Origin of the sequence: Pseudoxanthomonas sp. JBR18 (assembly GCF_028198165.1) — a bacterium.
Taxonomy (GTDB): domain Bacteria; phylum Pseudomonadota; class Gammaproteobacteria; order Xanthomonadales; family Xanthomonadaceae; genus Pseudoxanthomonas_A.
This window is the reverse complement of sequence record NZ_CP116339.1, coordinates 2778037-2799676: the sequence shown is the minus strand read 5'-3', so window position 1 is coordinate 2799676 and position 21640 is coordinate 2778037. Positions and strand designations below refer to the sequence as shown.

Here is a 21640-nt window from a genome sequence, read left to right as displayed (position 1 = left end):
CCACGCGCACTCCGGCGGCGATCGGGCGGCATCGTGACATGCCGTCGCGGCATGCGGCATAGCACCATCCGGATGCGTGCACTCGATCACGCCGACAACGTGCCCGCGCGCTAGCTCAGCGCATGATCCGTTCCGAGGACCAGCTGCAGCGGGCGCGGCGCGGCGATCAGATAGCCCTGCACCCAGTCCACGCCCAGCGCCTGCAGGCACGCCAGGGTCTGCGCGTCCTCGACGAATTCGGCCACCGTCTGCGCCTCGAAGGCGCGTGCCACGGCCACGCAGGCCTGCACCACGGCGTGGTCCTTGCCGCCTGCCGCCACGTTGCGCACGAACGAGCCGTCGATCTTGATCACATCCACCGGCAGCAGCTTGAGACGTTCGAAACTCTGCATGCCCACGCCGAAGTCGTCGATGGCGATCAGGCAGCCGCGTTCGCGCAGTTGCTCGAGCAGCGCGCGCGCGACCGAGGCCTGCAGAATCGCGGCGGTTTCGGTGATCTCGAAGATCAAGCGGCTGCCGGGAATCGGCGCGTCGTCGAGCAGGGCCAGCAGGCTGCTGGCGAAACTGGCCGAGGCCAGGCTCTGTCCGGTGAGGTTGATGGCGAGTCGGGCGAAACGCCCGATGGCCTCCGGGCGCGCGGCCAGGGTGTCGAACAGTGCCCGCACCACCGCCAGGTCCAGCTCGCCACCGCGACCGACCGCCTCGATCTGCGGCAGGAACGCCGCGGGCATCATCAGCTGGCCGGATTCATCGCGCAGGCGACACAGCACTTCACCGTGCAATGGCGCATCCCAGTCCAGCGGCGCATGCGCCTGGTCGATCGCATGCAGCGGTTGGAAGTAGAGCTCGACCTGCCCCTTGCGCAGTGCCGCCAGGGCATCGGAGGCGCTGCTGACCATCTGCCATGCCCCCACCCGACCCTCGTCCGGATCGTGCAGCAGCGGGTGCAGCTCGCTGCGACGGCGCGCCTGGAAAGCCAGTCGGGAAGCATTGCGTAGGGCCACTTCCAGATCGTGGGCCGTATCGTGGGCGAATGCGGCCACACCCAGATACGGGAGCATGCGGAAGTGTCCGCCGCCCGCCTCGATCCGCACGTCGCGCAGCCGCTCCATCAAGTCCTCCCAGCAGCTGTCGATGGGCGCTTGTGCGGTCGGCAGCAGAACGAACTGCCCGGTGCCCACCACATAGGCCTCCACATCCTCGCCCAGGCGGCCGGCCGCTTCGGTCATGACTTCGGCCTGGACCTCCAGGCCATAGACCGAGACCAGATCCTCGGTCCGGTCCAGCAGCAGATAGCCCAGTTGCCGACGTTCCGGCGCACGTGTGCGCTCTGCAACGCCATCGCGCAGCGCTTTCAGGTTGGGCAGGCCGGTCACCGCATCGCGCCGCGTCTCCCGATCCAACTGCCGCGCGTTGCGGCGCGCATCGCGCAGCACGATCAGCAGATACAGCGCGGTGATCTGCAATACGCCCAGTTCGACGGCGATGTGCAGCAGATTGACGAAGCCCAAAGGGGTATTGCTCGCCGTGGCCGCGCGCGCCGCGCCATAGGCAATCAGCAGCAGGCAGGCGCCGAGCAAGGCCATTGACACCGGATAGCGCAGGCGGATCACCGCCGCGCCGACCAGGACGAACAGGGTGAAGCGGAAGTCCATCAGCGGCAGGGGCTGGCCCGTGCGTGCGCCCAGATGCTGGCGCAGATAGCCTTCGGCCAGGAAGCTCACCGCCACCGCGACCGCCAACACCAGCAGCCAGCCCAGGGCGCGCAGGCGTCGCTCGTCAGGCACCGGGGTCCCGCGCTCGGTCCAGGCTGCCACCAGCGGCAGGGTCACCACCAGCACGCCGAACAGCTTGGACAAGTACACCTCGACCATGACCTGCACGCGTTCGCCGGCAGGGAACAGCCAGAGCGAGGCCAGCCCCCCGATCAAGGCGATGCCGACCGGATACAGCAGCAGTCCAACGCAGACATAGCCAGGCAGGTCGCCCAGACGCAGATGCGCCTGGGCGCGCGCGCGCGGCCAGCCCATCAGCCGCGCACAGAGCCAGGTCCATCCGAAGAGCAGCGCATACGCGCCGATGCCCACCGGCACCTCATACCAGCTGCCATGCATGAACAGCATCCAGTCGGCGATCCAGCCCAGGCACAGCACGACGTGGAGTCCGGCCAGCACGCGGGTGCGGACGAACAGCATCGCCACGGCCAGCAGTAGGCCCGTATGCGGATGCACGAGCGAAGCCATCTCGGCGCTGCGCCCGAGGAAGGACGGATAGCCGACGCTGACCCGCTGCAACAGCAAGCCCACCGCGCCAAGCAGCAGCATGGTTCTCAACGACGTCGTTGCGCGCTCCCCCATCCCGCCATTCTGCCCACAACGGCGCGCTGCGCGACACCAAGGCAACCGGCGTCACACCTGCAGTCTGTCCGGCGTCAGAGTCCGCGCCGCGGGCGGGAGGAAAAAGCCGCTCAATGGCCCGCTACCCATCCCCACATGGCAGACCTGGCCGCCAGAACCCCATGGCCTCCGCCGTTCGTGCCGAAGGCCGCACCGCGGCGAGTCGCGTCCCAGCGCCGTCCGTCCCCGATCCGGTCGCGGAAGAAAAAGGCCCCGCGTGCGCGGGGCCTTTCCTTATCCCTTGGCGAACACCAGCTGCCCGCCTGCGGCATCGACCTTGACCGTGTCGCCGGCGCCGAATTCGCCGCCGAGGATCTTGGAGGCCAGCGGGTTCTCCAGCTGCTGCTGGATCGCACGCTTGAGCGGGCGCGCACCGTACACCGGATCGAATCCGACATTGCCCAGCAGGTCGAACGCGCCATCGGACACCTCCAGGGCGATGCCACGCTCGTGCAGCCGCGACTCCAGTCCGCGCAGCTGGATCCTGGCGATCTGGCGGATCTGCGCCTTGTCCAGCGGGTGGAACACGACGATGTCGTCCAGCCGATTGATGAACTCGGGGCGGAAGTGCGCCTGCACCACGCCCATCACCGAGGCCTTCATCTGCACATAGGCCTCGGGCGAATCGTCGCCGCTCATTTCCTGGATCTGGTGCGAGCCAAGGTTGGAGGTCATCACGATGACGGTGTTGCGGAAGTCCACGGTGCGGCCCTGGCCATCGGTCAGGCGGCCGTCGTCGAGCACCTGCAGCAGGATGTTGAACACATCGCCGTGCGCCTTCTCCACCTCGTCGAGCAGGATCAGCGAGTATGGACGACGGCGCACCGCCTCGGTCAGGTAGCCACCCTCCTCATAGCCGACATAGCCGGGAGGCGCGCCGATCAGCCGCGCGACCGAGTGCTTCTCCATGAACTCGCTCATGTCGATGCGGATCATCGCGTCGCTGGAGTCGAACAGGAACTCGGCCAGCGCCTTGCACAGCTCGGTCTTGCCCACGCCGGTCGGACCAAGGAACAGGAACGAACCGCCCGGGCGGTTGGGATCGGCCAGTCCGGCGCGCGAGCGGCGCACCGCGTCGGACACGACCTTGATCGCCTCTTCCTGGCCGACCACGCGGGTGTGCAGCTGCTGTTCCATCTGCAGCAGTTTCTCGCGCTCGCCCTCCAGCATCTTGCTCACCGGGATGCCGGTCCAGCGCGAGACGACCTCGGCGATTTCCTCGGCGGTCACCCGGTCCTGGACCAGCTTGAAGTCCTGCTGTTCGGCGGCCTGCGCGGCGGCGAGCTGCTTGTCCAGTTGCGGCAGCACGCCGTACTGGATCTCGCTCATGCGCGCGTAGTCCTGGCGGCGCTGCGCGCCTTCCAGTTCCACCTTGGCCGCCTCGATCTGCTCCTTGATCTTGGTCGCGCCCTGCAGCGCGGCCTTCTCCGACTTCCACACCTCGTTGAGGTCGGAGAACTCGCGTTCCAGCGTATCGATGTCGGCCTCCAGGTCGGCCAGGCGCTTGGCCGACTCGGGGTCCTTTTCCTTCTTCAACATCTCGCGCTGGATCTTGAGCTGGATCAGGCGGCGCTCCTTGCGGTCCAGTTCCTCCGGCTTGGAGTCGATCTCCATGCGGATGCGGCTGGCGGCCTCGTCCATCAGGTCGATGGCCTTGTCCGGCAGCTGGCGATCGGCGATGTAGCGGTTGGACAGCGTGGCCGCCGCGACGATGGCCGGGTCGGTGATCTCCACGCCATGGTGGACCGCGTAGCGCTCCTTCAGGCCGCGCAGGATCGCGATGGTGTCCTCCACCGTTGGCTCGCCGACGAAGACCTTCTGGAAGCGGCGCTCCAGCGCGGCGTCCTTCTCCACGTACTTGCGGTATTCGTCCAGCGTGGTGGCACCGATGCAGTGCAGCTCGCCGCGCGCCAGCGCCGGCTTGAGCATGTTGCCCGCGTCCATGGCGCCATCGGCCTTGCCCGCGCCGACCATGGTGTGCAGCTCGTCGATGAACAAGATGATCTGGCCTTCGCTCTTGGACAGGTCGTTGAGCACGCCCTTCAGGCGCTCCTCGAACTCACCGCGGAACTTGGCCCCGGCGATCAGCGCGCCCATGTCCAGGGACAGCACACGCTTGTTGCGCAGGTTTTCGGGCACCTCGCCGTTGACGATGCGCTGGGCCAGGCCTTCGACGATGGCGGTCTTGCCCACGCCAGGCTCGCCGATCAGCACCGGGTTGTTCTTGGTGCGACGCTGCAGGACCTGGATGGTGCGGCGCACTTCCTCGTCGCGGCCGATCACCGGGTCCAGCTTGCCTTCCTCGGCACGCGCGGTCAGGTCGATGGTGTATTTCTCCAGCGCCTGGCGCTGGTCCTCGGCGTTCTCGCTCTGCACGGTCTCGCCGCCGCGCACCTTCTCGATCGCCGCAGCGATCTTCTGCTTGTCGCCCCCGGCCGCGCGCAGGGCCACGCCCAGCGGGCCACTGTCCTCGGCGGCGGCCAGCACGAACCACTCGCTGGCGATGAAGGCATCGCCATGCTGCTGGGCGAGCTTGTCGGTGACGTTGAGCAGGCGCGAGAGGTCGTTGCCGATCGACAGGTTGCCGGCCTGGCCGGTGACCTTGGGCAGCGCCTCCAGCGACTCGCCCAGGCGCTCGCGCAGCACTGGCACATTGACGCCGGCCTGGGCCAGCAGCGGGCGGGTGGAGCCGCCGGACTGGTCCAGCAGCGCCACCAGCAGGTGCACCGGTTCGATGAGGTTGTGGTCGCGGCCCACGGCCAGCGACTGCGCATCCGCCAGGGCCTGCTGGAAGCGCGAGGTGAGCTTGTCCATCCGCATGGGGAAATCCTCGAAAGTGAGTGGCCGGCGCGGCCGGCAATGATCCTGAGATGGCGTTGACGTGGCGTGTTTCAAGGTCCGGTGAGACCGCGTCGCCACGTCTGCAGGTGGCCCCATCCTCGCCCCGCCCTGCGTGCGCGGCCTTGATCCGGCGCAATGTCGCCGCCAGGCCCGTCCGCCGCATAATCGGCCCATGCCCGAGACCGCGCCCTGGTGCCTGTATCTGCTGGAATGTCGCAACGGCAGCTACTACTGCGGCATCACCAACAACCTGGAAGCCCGCTTCGCCGCGCACCTGGCCGGGCGCGGTGCACGCTACACCCGTGCCCACCCGCCCCTGCGCATCCTCGGCAGTCGCAGCTATCCGGATCGCGCCAGCGCCTCGCGCGCCGAGTGGGCGCTCAAGCAGCTGCCACGGGCCGCCAAGCTGGCCTGGTTGCAGGGATCATCGCTCGTGGCCGCCTCCTGAAGCCCGACGTGCGTAGCCGAGCGCGACATCGCGCGATGTCGCCAAAGGGCATCTGGATCACGGCGCGGTGGCGCCGGGCCCACTAGCCTCGAACTCCCTCCACCACCGGGTACGTCACGATGCACTACCACCTGTACTACTGGACCGGCCTGCAGGGGCGCGGCGAATTCGTCCGCCTGGCGCTGGAGGATGCCGGCGCCGACTACACCGACGTGGCACGTGAGCAGGGCGACGGGGTGATGCAGGCGTTCCTGCAAGGTCGCCACGAAGGTCCACGTCCGTTCGCACCGCCCTTCCTCAAGGCCGGACGGTTGGTGATCGCCCAGGTGGCCAACATCCTGCACTTCCTGGGCCCCACGCTGGAGCTGGTGCCCGACGCGGAATCGCGGCGCATCCAGGCCCTGCAGCTGCAGCTGACCATCGCCGACCTGGTGGCCGAAGTGCACGACACCCATCACCCGGTCGCCACCTCGCTGTACTACGAGGACCAGCGACCCGAGGCGAAGCGGCGGGCGCAGGAACTGCGGGAAAACCGCCTGCCCAAGTTCCTGGGCTATTTCGAGAGCGTGGTGGAAGACGGCGGAGGCAAGCACGCCCTGCGCCAGCATTCCTACGTGGATCTGTCGCTGTTCCAGCTGATGCGCGGACTCGCGCACATGTTCCCTAAACGCATGGCGACCCTGGCGCCCGACCTGCCGCTGCTGCACGCACTGGCCGACCGGGTCGAGCAGCGCCCCGGCATCGCGGCCTACTTGGCCTCGGAGCGACGCGTGGCGTTCAACACCAACGGAATCTTCCGCCACTACCCGGAATTGGACGCCGCCTGAAGGCGGCGCCCGACGGCGGCGATCACATCCGAGTCAGCGCGGCGCGCATCGCCTTGAGCTGAGCCTTGACCGCCCGCTCCTGCTCCGGCCCCACTCGCACCAGGGCCTTCTGTCCGACCGACAGGCCTTCCAGCACCGGATCGACGTAGCGATAGCGACCCTTGGCATCCAGCTCCAGCGCGGGCGGCTGCGTCGGTTCGGGTGCCTGCAACAGATGGTCGATGACCGCCACCAAGCGATCGTTGAAATAGCCGTTGGTATAGCCCAGGTCCACATAGGCCTGCTGGAACAGCGGATAGAAGCGCTTGTAGGCGCGCACCAGCGTAGTGGGGTCGGCCTGGGTGAAAGCCTGCACGTAGGGCGCGTAACGCTGGGCGTTGGAAGTGGCGATGGTCGTCGCCGTGTCGGCCTGCTCTACCGCCAGCTTGCCCGGCACCGGCTTGATCGCCATGGCGCGCTGGCTGAGGCTGGGCAGGGTCAGGTTATCGATCATCACCACCAGGCGTGGGATCAGGCGGTCGCGCAGCAGCAGGTCCAGGCCCGGCGCAGTGCCGGCCGCCTGGGCCAGCGCGTCCCACGCACCGGCGTCACTGTCGCCCAGCGCCGGCAACGCGGGGGCGGCGGCATCGGCCGCATCGGCGCCATCGGCCACGGCATCGGCGATGGGGTGCTGGATCTGCGGCACCTGTTGAGCAGGCGGCGTCGAGGACGAGGGCGCGGTGGGAGCTGGCACAGATGCGGGAGCCTCCGCGGCGGGCGTGTCCTGGGGCATGTTCTGCCGGAACAGCCACCAGCCGGCGCCCACCACGACAACGACGACGATGAGCCAGGGCCAACGGGAAGATCTGGATTGCATGATGCGGATGTCCTGGTGAAGCAAGAACATCTTCTGACCGCGTCGGTTCGCCTAGGTTCCGTCGGTGCCCTGGACGGGTTCGGCGGGCCCGGCCCGATGCAGGCGCGAAAGGCCCCACATCAGGGCCGCCAGGGCCAGATAGGCACCGGCGAACTGCAGCATCATCGTGCGCGGCAGGCCATGGACCTGCCAGGGGACGTAGATGCCGCCGCCCGCGGCGACCGAGTGGATCAGCCCGAACAGGGTCATCGCGGCGGCGACCAGCCAGAACGCGCCGGCGCGCAGCAGGCGCCCGTCGATCATCGCCACCACCGCCCCGATCCACAGCATCGAGGTGATGATGAATCCATTGCCCAGCAGCTTGATGACCGCCATTTCCGACAGGCCATGCGCATCCGGCGTGGCCAGCAGGTAGTCCATGCGGTCGGCCGGCACCCAGCCCTGCGCCTTGATCAGCAACAGGTAGGCCACCGAAGGCAGGAAGCCCAGCACCATCGCCCCGGCATGCTGGCGCGGGGTGGCCTCGAAGGCCTGGGTGGTGATGTCGATGGCCACGTAGACGATGATCGGCGAGAGGACGGCCAGCGGCAGCCACTGCACCAGCATCGAGACGATGCCCAACATGCCGCCGATGCCGATGAACAGCCCGGTCAGCAGCGTGTACCCGCTGCGCGCGCCCATGTGTTTGTAGGCCGGCTGGCCAATGTAGGGCGTGGTCTGGGCCACGCCGCCGCACACGCCGGCCACCAGCGTGGCCATCGCCTCGACCAGCAGGATGTCGCGGGTGCGGTAGTCATCGCCGGCCGCGCGCGCGCTCTCGGAGACGTTGATGCCGCCGACAACCATCAACAGCCCGAAGGGCAGCAGCAAGGGCAGGTATGGCAGCGCATGCGGCATCCCGTCGATGAAGCCCAGCGAGGGCCAGGGCAGCACGACATGCGGTGCGGTGAAGGTCGGCACCGCGAAGCCCGGCACGCCCAGGCCGGACAGCCCCAACAGGTAATACAGCGCGGTCCCGATCAAAAAGGCGACCAGCACCCCGGGCAGGCGCACCGGCAAACGTCCCATTGCGATCAGCACGTACAGCAGCAAGCCCAGGGTCAGCAGTCCCACCACGGGCGACTTGAGGGTTTCCAGCAGCGGCAGCAGCCCCATCAGCACCAGCGCGATGCCGGCGATGGAGCCCAGCAGCGCCGCGCGCGGCAGGGCGCGGGTCACCGCCTCGCCGAAGAACGACAGCACCAGCTTGAGTCCGCCCATGATCACTAGCGCGGCCATGCCCAAGTGCCAGGTCTCTATCGCCGCTGCGTGCGCGTCCATGCCGAGGTTGCGGAAGGTCCAGAAGGCCGGGCCCAGCACCAGCAGCGCCATGCCGATGCTGGTCGGCGCATCCAGGCCCAGCGGCATGGCCGTGACATCGCTGCGTCCGGTGCGCCGGGCCAGGCGGCGCGCCATCACCGTGTAGGCCAGGTTGCCGACCAGGACGCCGAAGGCCGTGCCGGGGAACATCCGACCGAACACCACCTCGGCGGGAAACTGAAACATCCCCACCAGCGCCATCGCGATGAAGCCCAGGATGGACAGGTTGTCGACCACTAGGCCGAAAAAGCCGTTGAGGTCGCCAGGAACGAACCAGCGCGCGGGCGCCGGGGAACGGGGAGCGGAAGCAGGCATGCAGGTGGCGCCGACGCGGGGAAGCTGTCGATCCTAGGCGCTGGTCACCCTGCCGGACAACGTCACGCGCAAGGCGCGGCCAGCCGCTCGACCAGAAAGTCGATCAGCACGCGTGCCTTGGGCGGCAGGTAGCGGTTGGGCGGATACATCAGCCACGCGGTCCCGGCGTAGACCGGCGGATGAAACGTCCAGTCCGCCAGCACCCGCCGCAAGCGGCCATCGGCCAGCCACGGACTGGCCACGAAATCCGGCAGCGACGCGATGCCCAGACCGGCTGCGGCGGCCTCGGCGCGCACCGCACTGTGATTGGCCGGATAGCGCCCATGCACCTCTACCCGCGCCCGCTCGCTGCCCCGGGTGAACTGCCAACGCTGATCCTGGCGCGACTCGCCCAGGTGCAGGCACTGATGCGTGGCCAGCGCCCGGGGATGGTCCGGCTCAGCGTGCGCGCGCAGGTAATCCGGCGCAGCGCACAGCACGTGTTCGACCCGATGCAGCGCGCGTGCCACCCAGCCCTCGAACGGTTGCTCGGTCACCCGCACCACCAGGTCCACGCCCTCGGCAATCGGGTCCACCAGCCGGTCCAGAAGCAGCAGTTGCAGGTCCACCTGCGGATAGCGCGCGAGAAACTCCGGGACATGCGGATGGATCCGGTGCCGCGCATAAGCCACCGGCGCGCTCAGGCGTACCAGCCCACGCGGAGCGGCCTGCAGCTGGCCGGCGGAGCCCACCGCGGCGGCCGCCGCCTGCAGCATGTCGCGGCAGCGGGCACAGACGGCCTCGCCGGCATCGCTCAGCCGCAGCTGGCGGGTGGAGCGCTCGATCAGCCGCACCGACAGCGCGCGCTCCAGGCGCTGGACCTGGCGGCTGACCGCCGAGGGGGTCACGCCGAGTCGCCGCGCGGCGGCCGAGAAGCTGCCGGCTTCGGCCACCTGCACGAAGGCCGCCATGTCCGGCAACAGGGGGATCAGGTCGATGTCGTCCACGGCGCCTCGATTGTTGCCTCAAGCACACAGGTGATGTGCATCAGATCCGGATTATCTATCCATTGGCAAGGATGGAGACTGCGTGTCCGCCCCCTCCCGAGGCCTTCATGCCAACTTCCCGCGCCCCTCTGAGCTGGCCCGACCTGTTGCTCGTCCTGTCCGCCCTGGTCTGGGCCACCAGCTATGGCGTCACCCAGTCCGCCCTGCACTGGGTGCCGGTGGCGATGCTGCTGGTCTTGCGCTTTGGCTTGGCGTCGCTGCTGCTGGCCCCGGCGTGGCTGCGCCTGCGCCTGCCGCGCACCGATTGGCTGCGGCTGGCTGTGCTGGGCGCACTGATGCTGGTGACCCTGACGCTGGAATGCGTGGGGGTCCTGCACACCAGTGCCGCCAACGCTGCTCTGCTGATCAGCCTGTGCCTGGTGCTGACGCCGCTGGCCGAGTGGGCCTGGCTGGGACGTCGCCCTACGCTGCCCGAGACGGTGGCGTGCGCGGTGTCGCTGGGCGGCGTGGTGCTGCTGACCACCGACGGCGGCCTGCATCTGCGCCTGGGCGATGGGCTGCTGCTGGCCGCCGCGGTCAGCCGCAGCGCGCTGGGCGTGCTGACCCGCCAGCAGATGCTGCGCCGTCCGGTGCCCGCCCTGGCCCTGACCGGCGTGCAGTCCGGCGTGGTCGCCCTGGGCGCGCTGCTGGCCCTGCTCGTCCTGCCCGGATCCCTGCGCACCGTTTGGCATCCCGACACCGTCGAAAACCTGTGGCTGCCGCTGGCCTGGCTGGTGCTGGGCTGCACCCTGTTCGCCACCGGTGCGCAGAACCTGGGCGCGCGCCACCGCAGCGCGACCCGCGTGGCGGTGCTGGGCGGCTGCGAACCGGCCTTCGGCGCCCTGTTCGGCGCGCTGTGGTTGGGCGACCGGCTCGGCAGCTGGGGCTGGGCCGGCGCGGCCCTCATCGTCGGCGCCGCGCTGCTGGCGGTCATGCCAATGCCAAGCGCCTCCGCCAGGCGAGCGTTACGCGAACCGGCATGACGTGGCATCCGCTCAGCGCGATGCTGCTTCAATCCGAAGATGCAGGAACTGGTTGAAGTCGCTGGCGACGTAGTCGCCAAACGCCGGCCCGTTGGCAAAGCCGCGCCGCCGGTACAGTGCCAGCGCCGGCTCGAAAGCCTCGCCCGAGCCGGTCTCCAGGCTCAGCCGATGCAGGCCCAGTGCACGCGCCTGTCCGATGATGTGTTCCAGCACGGCGGCGGCCGCGCCCTGGCGCAGGTGGTCGGGGTGGGTGCGCATGGACTTGAGCTCGCCGGTGCCGTCGCCCCAGTCCTTGAGCGCGCCCACCGCGACCAGCGCATCGCCGCGCCACGCGCTCCACACGCGCATGCCCGGTGCCTGCAGGCCGGTCAGGTCCAGCGCGAAGACGCTGCCCGGCGGCGAGTGGGCATGCATCTGGCGCAGGTGTTACTCCAGCAGCGCACGGATCTGTGCACCGCTCAGGTCATCGGGTCGGATCTCAAACGGCGCGGCGGTGATGCTCAGAACGAGACCTCCACCGGTATGCGCGCCCACAGCACCGACTGGTGGCCGGTGGCCTGCTTCCACGCCAGGCGGATGGCTTCGATGTCGGCCCGGTGTTGCGGCGTGTCCTGATGCAGGATGACCAGCACCTTGGTCTTCAGCCGGTTCGGCGCCGGGGCGCCACGGAACATCCACTGTCCGTAGGCATCGAACACGGTCAGTCCATCGGGGAACCGCGGAGTCACTTCCTTGTCCAGGAAGGCGCGCCACTGCGCCTGGCCGATCGGTGCATCCTGCGGACGGTCGGCCACACCGTCGTCGGCGCCCACGCCGAAATACAGCTCGCTGCGGACCCAGCCGGCGGCCTGCGCCGGGCGCGCGGCGTCGCCCTGCATCGCGGCCGTGGTCTGGCTGGAGCGGGTGGGCTGGACCGCGCAGGCGGACAACAGTGCCAAGGTCATCGCCAGCAACGTCGATCGCATGGACATGAAGGGTTCTTGCATCAGGGGACGGCGACAGAGCGTGCCACCAAGGCGAAGGACGCGCCATGGCCGAGACCGCCGTGCAGGCGGCGGCGCGGGCTTCACACCATGGCAAGCAAGCTCCGGCGCCCTCGTCCGTGCGATGCGCATGTTGCCTTGCGGCGATGATCATGGCCTGCCCCCGTACGTGTCACGCATGTGCGTAAAAGGGCTTGTTTCAGGCCTTTGCGCGTGCGGCGCGCATTTGCATCGCGGCGCGCGATCGTGCTTCCCTGAATGAATCTCACCAGATGACGTGGGGCCATGGCGCACCTCTCAACACTCGACTACTGGGTCATCGCGGGCTACTTCCTGCTGACGGCGATCATCGGCTTCTCGGCCACGCGCAAGTCCGCGTCCTCCGACGAACTGTTCCTCGCAGGCCGCAGCCTGGGGCCCATCGCGGTGGGTGTGTCGCTGTTCGCCTCCAACATCTCCTCCGACACGCTGGTCGGGCTGCCGGGCGCGGCCTACAGCACGGGCATCTCGGCCGCCAACTACGAGTGGATGGCCGGCGTGGTGCTGATCTTCACCGCGATCTTCGTCATGCCGGTGCTGCTGCGGGCCAAGGTCTCGACCATGCCCGAGCTGATGGAGCGGCGTTTCGATTCGCGCCTGCGCAAGTATCTGTCGGTGATCACGCTGTTCCTGTCCATCGTGCTGGACACGGCCGGCACGCTGTATGCCGGCGGCCTGATCGTCACCACGTTCCTGCCGATGTTCGATCTGTGGAGCGTGTGCATCACCATCGCCGCGTTCACTGCGGTGTACACCGCCTGCGGCGGCCTGCGTGCGGTGGTCTACACCGACGTAATGCAGGGCGTGGTGCTGCTGGCCGGCGCGGCCTGCTTGAGCTTCATCGTGTTCGGCAAGTTCGATTACAGCTGGTCCAACGTGGTGGCCCAGGTCAGCCCGGAGAAACTCTCGCTGATCCGCCCGCTCGACGATCCCGGCGTGCCATGGCTGGGCCTGATCACCGGCGTGCCGATCGTAGGCTTCTACTACTGGACGATGAACCAGTACGTCATCCAGCGCGTGCTGGGCGCGCGCGATGTGGAAACCGCCGGGCGTGGCGCGGTGATCGCCGCGACGCTCAAGCTGCTGCCGATCTTCCTGATGACCATCCCCGGCGCGATGGCCAGCGTGCTGCTGCCCGGCCTGGAGCATCCCGACCAAGTGTTCCCGGCCATGGTGTCCAACTTCACCCCGGCCGGCGTCACCGGCCTGATCCTGGCCGGTCTGATCGCCGCGCTGATGTCCACCGTCTCGGCCACGCTCAATTCGGCGGCCACCCTGGTCACCCTGGACTTCGTGCGGCCCAAGAAGCCGCATCTCTCGCCGACCCAGCTGGCCTGGACCGGCCGCCTGGTGACCCTGGTGATCGCGATGATCGCCGCGCTGTGGGCGCCGATGATCCAGCACTTCTCCGGGTTGTGGGCCTATCTGCAGCAGGTCTTCGCCTTCGTCGCCTCGCCGTTGGTGGCGGTGTTCCTGATGGGGCTGTGGGTCAAGCGCCTGGGCGCTTCGGCGGCGTTGCGCGGCCTGGCCTGCGGCCACGCGCTGAGCGCGGTGCTGTTCGTGCTGCGCGAGACCGAGGTCATCACCCTGCACTTCACCATCATGGGCGGCGTGTTGTGCGTGGCCACCGCGCTGCTGACCACATTCTGGATGTGGAAGCTGGGCGCGGCCGACGGTCCCGATGCCGATGGCCAGGAGATCCTGGCCGACGCCCGTCCGGGCCTGACCCACATTCCCAAGGATGTCGCCGTCGGCATCGCGCTGGTGCTGGTGCTGACCGCCGTCATTCTGGTCGTGCTGCGCTAGCCGCCTTTTCATCAAGGGCGACGCGCCACCAAGTGCGCGTGCGCCGGCTCGGTGAGGTGATGCGTCGAATCGCCGCGACCTGCGGCGTTCAGTCCAGGAAGCGCTCGCGCTGCTCGGGGCTGGGCACCGTGCAGGCCGTGCTCCCGAACCAGCGCTTGCGCCGACGCGCCAGGAAGCGATAGCCCGCATCCCCCAAGCCTCGTGGCAGCACGCGGGCCAGCAGCGCCAGCCGCCACAGACCGCCGAGCCCGACCAAGACCCGCACGATGGCTGCGGTATCGGTGCGCATGCCCTGCGCGTCGACCAGCAGGAACGAGGCGGGATCCTCAGGATCCAGCCCATGCGCCGCCAGCAGCGCCCGTCCGCTGGAACCCTGCATCGCCGCAAAGCGATATCGACCGCGTCGGTCGTGGCGCAGCAGGAACCGCACCCAGCCATTGCAGAGCACGCAGGTGCCGTCGAAGACGATCACGGCGCCTGCGGGGAGGGACGCATCCTCACGCATCGGGGCAGCCCGGCTGGAGTCGTCCGCGGTAACGCACCAGCAGGCCGACCCAGGTCAGCACCACGTCCACGTCGAAGACATAGACGCCGGCGTCCATCGACTCGAAGGCGCGCGTCCTGGCGAACCAGCGCCGCGGCAAGCGGACTCCACAGGTCCGCACCGCCTCCACCGACCAGACCAGCCCTGCCGCGTCCGCGCGCAGGCTGAAATCGAAGGTCACCAGCCCGAGGCGCTCGCGCAGCAGCCGACCGTGCTGCCAGAGCGTCGAGTCCATGCGGTGGTGGCCGAAGCGCCGCTGCCAGCGCTCAAGACCGCCGGCGCGCACGAATCCCACGCGCACCGGAACGACGCCGGCCGGAGGCAGCCGGGCCGCCCAGGCCAGCGGCAGGATCAGCGGATGGCCGCCGCGGATCACCTCCCCGCTTCCGGCCCAACAGGTGTCCTGCTGCGCATCGTGCAGGGCACGCACCGGCGCCGGCAATCGTGCGAACGCCTCCTGGCCGAGCACGCGGGCAAAAAGAGGAGGCGCGGCGGAACCCGGCGCGGAATCGACGTCTGACCAGAGGCTCGCTTCCATGCGCAATCGATCCTCAGCCCGACCGCCAGGCCAGCGTGGCCATGCGCCCGGTGCGCGCATCGCGCCGGTGCGAGTAGAACCGGCCCGGGTCGCTGATCGTGCACAGGCCGCCGCCGTGGACATCGACCACGCCGGCCGCAGCCAGGCGTCGCCGCGCCAGGGCATACAGATCGACGTTCCAGTGGCCCGGCCGGGTCGAGGCAAAAGCGGTCGCGGCCTGCGGATCGGCGGCGATGAAGGCCTCGAAGACCTCCACGCCGATCTCGTAGGCCTGCGGGCCGGCCGCCGGCCCCAGCCAGGCGCGCACCTGGGCGGCAGGCGTGCGCATGGCCGCGACAGTACGCTCCAGCACGCCGTCGGCTAGCCCGCGCCAGCCCGCGTGCGCGGCGGCAACTTCGCTACCGTCGACCGCGGCGAAGACCACCGGCAGGCAGTCGGCGGTGAGGATCGCCAGGACCACGTCGGGCGCGCTGGTCACGGCGGCATCGGCCTGGGGCTCGTCCGCAGCGGCGCGCGGCGCGGACAACGGCGCATCGATGCGCACCACCCCGGTGCCGTGCACCTGGCGCAGCCACTGCGGCAACGACGGCAAGTCGGCCAGCGCCGCCAGTTCCGCGCGATTGGCCTCTACCTGGGCCGGGTCGTCGCCGGTGGCGGCGCTCCGGTTGCCCAGGTTGAAGGTGTCGAATGGCGCGGCCGAACCACCGGCGCCATGACGCAGCGTTACTAGCGCGCTCACGCCCGGCGGTGCGGGCCAGTCGGCGGGCAGCAGCGCGTTCATCGCCCCTTGTGCGCGGCCGTGTCCTCGCGCAGGGCTGCGAGCAGGTCCAGCATGTCGGCGGGCACCGGGGCGCTGGTGCGCACCGGCTCGCCGGTGGCCGGATGCACGAACTCGAGGGTTTCGGCGTGCAGTGCCTGGCGGCGGAAGCCGCGCAGCTGCGCGTTGAGCGCCTCGGTGGCCCCGCGCGGCAGGCGCAGCGGACCGCCGTAGAGCGGGTCGCCGACGATCGGGAAACGCGCATGCGCCATGTGCACGCGGATCTGGTGGGTGCGGCCGGTTTCCAGGCGGCACTCCACGGCGGTGTGACCCCGGAAGCGCTCGCGCAGGCGGTAATGGGTCACCGCCTCGCGGCCGTCCTCGCGCACGGCCATCTTCAGGCGGTCGCGCGGATGGCGATCGATCGGCGCATCCACGGTCGCCCCGGACACCATTGCCCCGACCACCACGGCCAGGTACTGGCGATGCACCTGGCGCGCGGACAACTGGGCCACCAGCGAGGTGTGGGCCTGCAGCGTGCGCGCCACGACCATGACCCCCGAGGTGTCCTTGTCCAGGCGATGGACGATGCCCGCGCGCGGCAGCGCCGACAGCGCCGGATCGTGGAACAGCAGCGCGTTGACCAGGGTCCCGGTGTGGTTGCCCGCGCCCGGATGCACCACCAGCCCGGCCGGCTTGTCCAGCACGATGACCTCGCTGTCCTCGTAGAGCACCTGCAGCGGGATGTCCTCGGGCAGGGCGTGAGTCTGGGTCTCAATCACCACCTGCAGGCTGGCCACCTGCCCGGGGGTGACCGGGTCGCGTGGGCGCACGACTTCACCGTCCAGGCGCGCATCGCCGGACTTGATCCACTCGGCCAGCCGCGAGCGGGAGAACTCGGGGAACAATTCGGCCAGGACCGCGTCGAACCGGCGCCCAGCGGCGTTGACCGGCACTTGCGCGGTGCGCGGACCCTCGGCGGCGGGGGAATCGAGGGCGTCGTCGTCTGCAGCAGCGGTCATTTGGTCAAGGGGCCTGCGGTGTTGATTGACCGGACATTCATGGCCCGGCAGCCGCCTAGGCTATCATCGCCCCTTCGTTTCCCCGATGCGGCCCGCCCGCCTGCCCATGTCCCAGCGTTTCGCAGCTCCGTTCACCCGCAACACCGTCCGCATCGTGCTCCTGCTTCTGGTGGCCGCCCTCGCCGCCACCGGCTGTGGTCGCAATAGCAAGGACAAGGCCCGGGAATCGCGTCCGGTGGAGGCGATCTACAGCGAGGCGCATACCGCGATGACGCGCGGCAACTGGAGCGGTGCCGAGCGCCAGTTCCAGGCGCTGATCGCCCAGTATCCCTACGGTCCGTACACCGAGCAGGCGCAGATGGAAATCGCCTACGCCCAGTACAAGTCCGGCAAGATGGAAGAGGCGGTGTCCAGCATCGACCGCTTCCTGCGCACCTATCCGACCCAGCGCAACGTGCCCTACATGTACTACCTGCGTGGCCTGGCCAACTCCAACCGCGACACGGTGTTCCTGCAGAAGGTCTGGAGCCTGGATTCCAGCCGCCGCGACCTGTCCACGCCGATGCAGGCCTACAGCGATTTCAACACCGTCACTGAGCGCTATCCGAACAGCCGCTACGCCGCCGACGCGCGTGAGCGCATGATCCAGCTGCGTAATACTTTCGCCCGCCACGACATGGAAACCGCGCTGTACTACTTGCACCGCGGCGCCTACACCGCGGCGGTGACCCGGGCCAAGTACATCCTGGAAACCTATCCGCAGAGCGAGTTCCAGTACGACGCAATCGCCGCCCTGGCCGAGGCCTACACCAAGCTGGGCAACAAGACCCTGGCCGACGACGCCCGCCGCGTGCTGGAACTCAACGATCCGCAGCATCCGTGGCTGGCCGGCAAGTGGCCCGACTACCCGGGCAACTGGCGCAAGCTCAACCCGTTCGCCAGCGAGAAGTCGGCGCTGGACAACGAAGAGGCGCACGGCCACTGATCGGTGGACCGACCCGCGCAATGAAAGAAGGGGCCGCAAGGCCCCTTCTTCGTTTTCGTCTCACGCCGCCTGAAACTAGGCCGGGTAGCGGTTGCTGATCGGATAGCGACGCTCGCGACCGAAGGCACGCAGCGAAACCTTGGGTCCGGGCGCGGCCTGCTGACGCTTCCACTCGTTGATCCGGACCAGGCGCAGCATCCGGTTGACCACCTCGGCGTCGAAGCCGGCGGCGATGATCTCCTCGCGCGACTGCTCGCGGTCGACATAACGCAGCAGGATCGCGTCGAGCACGTCGTAGGGTGGCAGGGAATCCTGGTCGAGCTGGTTCTCGCGCAGTTCGGCCGAGGGCGGGCGGTCGATCACCGCCTGCGGGATCACCGGCGCGCCGCCCACCGTGTTGCGCCAGCGCGCCAGGGCGAAGACCTCGGTCTTGTACAGGTCCTTGATCGGCGCGTAGCCGCCGCACATATCGCCGTAGATCGTGGCGTAGCCGACCGCGTACTCGCTCTTGTTGCCGGTGGTCAGCAGCAGTCCGCCGAACTTGTTGGACAAGGCCATCATGATTGCCCCGCGCGTGCGCGATTGCAGGTTTTCCTCGGTGGTGTCGGCTTCGCGCCCCTCGAACAGTGGCCCCAGCGCCTGCAGGAAGCCCTTGAACGGCCCCTCGATCTCTACCGTCTCCATGCGCACGCCCAACGCCCGGCACTGCTCCTCGGCCAGCGCGTTGGACAGGCCGGCCGTGTAGCGCGATGGCAGGCGCACGGCGGTGACGTTGTCCGCGCCCATCGCATCGACTGCCATGGCCAGCACGATGGACGAATCGATGCCGCCGGACAGCGCCACCCAGACCTTGCCGAAACCGTTCTTGCCACAGTAGTCGGCGATGCCACGCGTCACCGCGCGCCAGGCCAGGGCATCGCGGCTTTCGTCACCCTCGTCCATCCAGCGTACGGGCGTGAAGCCACGGGTGGCTGCGTCGTAATCCACCACCAGCCACTGCTCGGTGAAGGCCGCCGCGGCCGGGGATATATCGCCGTTGCCACTGGCGACCACCGAGGCCCCGTCAAACACCAGCGCGTCCTGCCCCCCGACCACGTTGAGGTAGGCCAGCGCCACGCCGGTCTCGCGATTGCGCAAGGCCAACAGCGCATCGCGCTGGGCGTGCTTGTCGTGCTCGAACGGAGACGCATTGGGCACCAACACCAGCTCGGCCCCGGCGTTGGCGGTATCGGCCAGCGGCTCGGCGAACCACAGGTCCTCGCAGATCACCAGGCCCACCGGCACCCCCTTGACCTCGAACACGCATGGGCCCCCGTCCGGATCGACGTGGAAATAGCGACGCTCGTCGAAGACGTTGTAGTTGGGCAGTTCGCGCTTGCGATAGTTGGCGATGATCTTGCCGTCGCGCAGCACACAGGCGGCGTTGTAGAGGATGCTGCCGGCGCTTTCCGGCCAACCGACCACGGCGGTGATGCCGTGGGTCGCGGCCGCGACCTCGTCCATGGCCGCGTGGCAGTCGGCCAGGAAGGAAGGACGCATCAGCAGGTCTTCCGGCGGATAGCCGCTCAGCGCCAGCTCCGGGAACAGCACCAGGTCGGCGCCGTATTCGTCGCGAGCCACGGCAATCTGCTCGAGGATGCGCCGGGTATTGCCCGCCAGGTCGCCGACCGGATAATCGAACTGGGCCATAGCGATGCGAAGCGTTGCGGGCATGGGTCACCTGGTGCGTGTGCGAAAGCGGACGCCGCCATTATTTCAGAACATCCCAGTCGCCTTCGTGGGAGCCGCCATGGCGGCGATGAAGCTTTCCCGGTTACGCCCAGGATCGCCGCCATGGCGGCGTCCACCAAGCCTGTCCCGTCTGGCGACGCTACTTGCCGAAGAAGGCCTCGACCTCGCCCACCTCGCGGGTGCGGGCGAACGGCGGCAGCGACTGCATGAAGACGCGTCCGTAGGGCTTGGTGGACAGCCGCGGATCGCACAGCACCAGCACGCCGCGATCCGATTCACTGCGGATCAGCCGGCCCACGCCCTGCTTGAGCGCGATCACCGCCTGCGGCAGTTGTTCGTCGCGGAAGGGATTGCCGCCGGCGTTGCGGATCGCCTCCAGCCGCGCCTCGAACACCGGATCGTCGGGCGCGGCGAAGGGCAGCTTGTCGATGGCCACCACACTCAAGGCCTCGCCGACCACGTCCACGCCTTCGCGGAAACTGGCCGACCCCAGCAGCACGCCATTGCCGGACTCGCGGAAGCGCTGCAGCAGCGTGGCGCGCGGCGCCTGCCCCTGCACGAACAGCGGCCAAGGCGCGTCGCGCAGGGCTTCGGCGGCCTCGCGCAGCGCCCGGTGCGAGGCGAACAGCAGGAACGCGCGTCCATTGGAGGCGTGCAGCACCGGCAGCAAGGCGGCGATCAGCGCGGTGCCATAGCCACGCGCATTGGGATCGGGCAGGCCCGGCGGCTGGTAACACAGGGCCTGGCGCGGCCAGTCGAACGGACTGGGCTGCAGCAGCGTGTGCGGATCGTCCAGGCCCAGGCGCTGGGCGATGTGGTCGAAGCCCCCGCCGACCGCCAGCGTGGCCGAGGTGAAGATCCAGGCCGCATGCGAGGCCTCGCGATGCTGGCGCAGCGGCCCGGAGACATCCAGCGGCGTGCGCTGGCAGCGGAAGCCGCGCGGGGTCAGCTCGTACCAGAACACGTCGGTCGACCCAGCGTGCGCCACCTCATCCGGTGCCAGCGGGAAGTCCTGGTGATCGGCCGACGGCACCTCGCCACCGCGCGGCGTTGGCGAGGGCTCATCGGCGGACGGGTCGCCCAACCAGCGCAACAGCCGGCCTTCGATGTCGCGCCCGCGCGCGGCGCAGGCATCCAGGCCCGGCGAGGAAGACGCCAGCGGAGCTAGCGCCCGGCCCAGGTCCTGCAGGGACAGCACCAGCGTGTCGAAGCCTTCGCGCAGCGCCGCGCTGCCCAGCGCGCGCTGGCGGGTGCCGCGCGGCGGCAGTGGCTCCATGGCCAGGCGCAGCTCGCGCAGCGCCTGGTCGAGCAGGCGCGCGAGTGGCTCGACGCTGGCCAGCGCGCCCGGCACAGCGCGGCTTTCGGCCACCACATCGCGCACCAGTTCCTGCAGCGGGCGCATGCCGAAGCCCTCGCCAAAGAAGTTCGCCGCCAGTTCCGGCAACTGGTGCGCCTCGTCGATGACGAAGGCCTGCGCGCCGGGCAGGATCTCGCCAAAGCCTTCCTGCTTGAGGGCCAGATCGGCCAGCAACAGGTGATGGTTGACCACCACGACGTCGGCCGCCTGCGCCCGTTGCCGGGCCTGGACCACGAAGCAGTCGTCCCAGAACGGACACTCGGTGCCCAGGCAGTTGTCCACGGTCGAGGTGACCATCGGCAACAGCGGCGAGTCCTCGGGCAGGGACTCCAGCTCGGCCATGTCGCCATAGCGGGTGCGCCCGCTCCACACCACGATGCGCTGGAACTGGTCGGCCTGTTCGCGACTGGTGAAGCGGGGTTCGCCGCGCGCCTGGGACAAGCGATAACGGCACAGGTAGTTCGCCCGCCCCTTCAGCAACGCCGCGCTGTGGCCCACACCCAGCGCAGCGCGCACCCGCGGCAGATCGCGATGAAACAGCTGGTCCTGCAGGGCCCGGGTGCCGGTGGAGAGGATGGCCTTGGCCCCCGACAGCAGCACCGGCACCAGGTAGGCGAAGGTCTTGCCGGTGCCGGTGCCGGCTTCGGCCAGCAGGGTGTCGCGGGCGTCCAGCGTCTCGGCGATCGCGGCGGCCAGCCGTTGCTGAGCCTCGCGCGCGACGAAGCCGTCCAGCCGCTGGGCCAGCGCGCCGCCGGTCTGCAGGGCGTCGATCGCCAGGGAAGTCAGAGCGGACATCGCGAGCTCAGGTGCCCGGTCCGCCGTGTCGTC

At 69.1% G+C, this 21640-nt stretch carries 18 protein-coding genes; 5 read left to right on the top strand and 13 right to left on the bottom strand.

Annotated features, from left to right (window positions below; translation table 11 throughout):
• Positions 1 to 110: 110 nt before the first annotated feature.
• Both PJ250_RS12590 and clpB read right to left on the bottom strand, forming a co-directional pair.
• Complete coding sequence (locus tag PJ250_RS12590; RefSeq protein WP_271644917.1) at positions 111 to 2324, bottom strand: EAL domain-containing protein; 2214 nt, start codon at positions 2322 to 2324, stop codon at positions 111 to 113.
• 306 nt (positions 2325 to 2630) lie between these two features.
• Positions 2631 to 5216 (bottom strand): ATP-dependent chaperone ClpB, encoded by a 2586-nt coding sequence (clpB, locus tag PJ250_RS12585; RefSeq protein WP_271644916.1) that lies wholly within the window; start codon positions 5214 to 5216, stop codon positions 2631 to 2633.
• 193 nt (positions 5217 to 5409) lie between these two features.
• On the opposite strand from clpB, the gene PJ250_RS12580 reads away from it, so the two are divergent.
• Positions 5410 to 5685: a GIY-YIG nuclease family protein gene (locus PJ250_RS12580; RefSeq protein WP_271644914.1), complete on the top strand. Its 276-nt coding sequence runs from the start codon at positions 5410 to 5412 to the stop codon at positions 5683 to 5685.
• Positions 5686 to 5804: 119 nt separating this feature from the next.
• The gene (locus tag PJ250_RS12575) at positions 5805 to 6512 is read left to right on the top strand and encodes a glutathione S-transferase (RefSeq protein WP_271644913.1); all 708 of its coding nucleotides are present in this window, start codon (positions 5805 to 5807) and stop codon (positions 6510 to 6512) included.
• Positions 6513 to 6534: 22 nt separating this feature from the next.
• On the opposite strand, the gene PJ250_RS12570 is transcribed toward PJ250_RS12575, so the two are convergent.
• From PJ250_RS12570 to PJ250_RS12560, 3 genes are all read right to left on the bottom strand, one after another.
• Positions 6535 to 7368 carry a DUF3014 domain-containing protein gene (locus PJ250_RS12570; RefSeq protein WP_271644912.1) on the bottom strand — a complete coding sequence of 278 codons (834 nt, stop codon included), beginning with the start codon at positions 7366 to 7368 and terminating at the stop codon, positions 6535 to 6537.
• A 51-nt stretch (positions 7369 to 7419) separates the two neighbouring features.
• Complete coding sequence (locus tag PJ250_RS12565) at positions 7420 to 9042, bottom strand: hypothetical protein (protein ID WP_271644911.1); 1623 nt, start codon at positions 9040 to 9042, stop codon at positions 7420 to 7422.
• Positions 9043 to 9104: 62 nt separating this feature from the next.
• Positions 9105 to 10028 carry a LysR family transcriptional regulator gene (locus PJ250_RS12560; protein ID WP_271644910.1) on the bottom strand — a complete coding sequence of 308 codons (924 nt, stop codon included), beginning with the start codon at positions 10026 to 10028 and terminating at the stop codon, positions 9105 to 9107.
• A gap of 107 nt (positions 10029 to 10135) precedes the next feature.
• Here PJ250_RS12560 and PJ250_RS12555 point away from each other — a divergent pair, with 107 nt between their 5' ends.
• A complete protein-coding gene (locus PJ250_RS12555) occupies positions 10136 to 11050 on the top strand; it encodes a DMT family transporter (RefSeq protein WP_271644909.1) in 915 nt (304 codons plus the stop codon).
• A gap of 12 nt (positions 11051 to 11062) precedes the next feature.
• Here the strand turns inward: PJ250_RS12555 and PJ250_RS12550 are convergent, their stop codons facing one another.
• Together PJ250_RS12550 and PJ250_RS12545 are read right to left on the bottom strand one after the other, a co-directional pair.
• Positions 11063 to 11464: a GNAT family N-acetyltransferase gene (locus PJ250_RS12550; protein WP_271644908.1), complete on the bottom strand. Its 402-nt coding sequence runs from the start codon at positions 11462 to 11464 to the stop codon at positions 11063 to 11065.
• A gap of 86 nt (positions 11465 to 11550) precedes the next feature.
• Positions 11551 to 12021 carry a DUF3574 domain-containing protein gene (locus PJ250_RS12545; RefSeq protein ID WP_271644907.1) on the bottom strand — a complete coding sequence of 157 codons (471 nt, stop codon included), beginning with the start codon at positions 12019 to 12021 and terminating at the stop codon, positions 11551 to 11553.
• Positions 12022 to 12318: 297 nt separating this feature from the next.
• Here PJ250_RS12545 and PJ250_RS12540 point away from each other — a divergent pair, with 297 nt between their 5' ends.
• Positions 12319 to 13878, top strand: coding sequence for a sodium:solute symporter family transporter (locus PJ250_RS12540; RefSeq protein ID WP_271644906.1), 1560 nt, complete (start codon positions 12319 to 12321; stop codon positions 13876 to 13878).
• An 88-nt stretch (positions 13879 to 13966) separates the two neighbouring features.
• Here the strand turns inward: PJ250_RS12540 and PJ250_RS12535 are convergent, their stop codons facing one another.
• From PJ250_RS12535 to rluD, 4 genes are read right to left on the bottom strand one after another with little or no spacing between them, the layout of a single operon-like run.
• Complete coding sequence (locus PJ250_RS12535; protein ID WP_271644905.1) at positions 13967 to 14383, bottom strand: thiol-disulfide oxidoreductase DCC family protein; 417 nt, start codon at positions 14381 to 14383, stop codon at positions 13967 to 13969.
• Positions 14376 to 14960, bottom strand: a complete 585-nt coding sequence (locus tag PJ250_RS12530) for a DUF4166 domain-containing protein (protein WP_271644904.1) — start codon at positions 14958 to 14960, stop codon at positions 14376 to 14378. The genes PJ250_RS12535 and PJ250_RS12530 overlap by 8 nt, the downstream gene beginning before the upstream one ends.
• Before the next feature lie 13 nt (positions 14961 to 14973).
• Positions 14974 to 15741: a peptidoglycan editing factor PgeF gene (gene pgeF, locus PJ250_RS12525; RefSeq protein ID WP_271644903.1), complete on the bottom strand. Its 768-nt coding sequence runs from the start codon at positions 15739 to 15741 to the stop codon at positions 14974 to 14976.
• Positions 15738 to 16739: a 23S rRNA pseudouridine(1911/1915/1917) synthase RluD gene (rluD, locus tag PJ250_RS12520; RefSeq protein ID WP_271644901.1), complete on the bottom strand. Its 1002-nt coding sequence runs from the start codon at positions 16737 to 16739 to the stop codon at positions 15738 to 15740. The genes pgeF and rluD overlap by 4 nt, the downstream gene beginning before the upstream one ends.
• 106 nt (positions 16740 to 16845) lie before the next feature.
• Between rluD and PJ250_RS12515 the strand changes: the two genes are divergently transcribed.
• Complete coding sequence (locus tag PJ250_RS12515) at positions 16846 to 17724, top strand: outer membrane protein assembly factor BamD (protein ID WP_271644899.1); 879 nt, start codon at positions 16846 to 16848, stop codon at positions 17722 to 17724.
• Between the two features lie 75 nt (positions 17725 to 17799).
• Here the strand turns inward: PJ250_RS12515 and PJ250_RS12510 are convergent, their stop codons facing one another.
• Positions 17800 to 19437: an NAD+ synthase gene (locus PJ250_RS12510; protein WP_271644898.1), complete on the bottom strand. Its 1638-nt coding sequence runs from the start codon at positions 19435 to 19437 to the stop codon at positions 17800 to 17802.
• Between the two features lie 157 nt (positions 19438 to 19594).
• Positions 19595 to 21607 (bottom strand): DNA repair helicase YoaA, encoded by a 2013-nt coding sequence (locus tag PJ250_RS12505; protein ID WP_271644897.1) that lies wholly within the window; start codon positions 21605 to 21607, stop codon positions 19595 to 19597.
• Positions 21608 to 21640: the final 33 nt, after the last annotated feature.